This is a genomic window from Pseudomonas sp. HY2-MNA-CIBAN-0224 (assembly GCF_040310285.1).
GTDB lineage: Bacteria > Pseudomonadota > Gammaproteobacteria > Pseudomonadales > Pseudomonadaceae > Aquipseudomonas > Aquipseudomonas helleri.
The window spans coordinates 1-360 of sequence record NZ_JBEOPQ010000251.1 but is presented as its reverse complement, the minus strand read 5'-3'; the positions used below and the strand labels follow the sequence as shown (position 1 = coordinate 360).

General features: G+C 46.1%; 1 protein-coding gene. It reads right to left on the bottom strand.

Going from position 1 to position 360, the window contains the following annotated elements; genetic code table 11:
• The coding region (locus AAEZ03_RS26265; protein ID WP_350582688.1) for a carbon starvation CstA family protein at positions 1-360 on the bottom strand (360 nt) is incomplete at both ends.

Sequence of the window (360 nt, the reverse complement as noted above, 5' to 3'; positions counted from 1 at the left end):
ATCATCATATTAGCAATAGCGACGCCAAATACAGCATTCACCATCAATAATAATAAAAAGATAACGACCATCATCAAGCTACGTACACGTGTACCCATGACGGTACCGGCAATAGAGCCAATCGATTGACCTCTATTGCGCATACTGGCCCAAATGGCCGACATATCATGTACGCCTGCCATAAAAATAGTACCCAAAACCACCCAAATAATGGCCGGTACCCAGCCCCAAATAACCGCAATCGCAGGACCAATGATTGGAGCAGCCCCTGCCACCGATGTAAAATGATGTCCCCATAATACATACTTGTTGGTGGGAATATAATCTACCCCATCCTTCATCGTATGCGCTGGCGTGGGA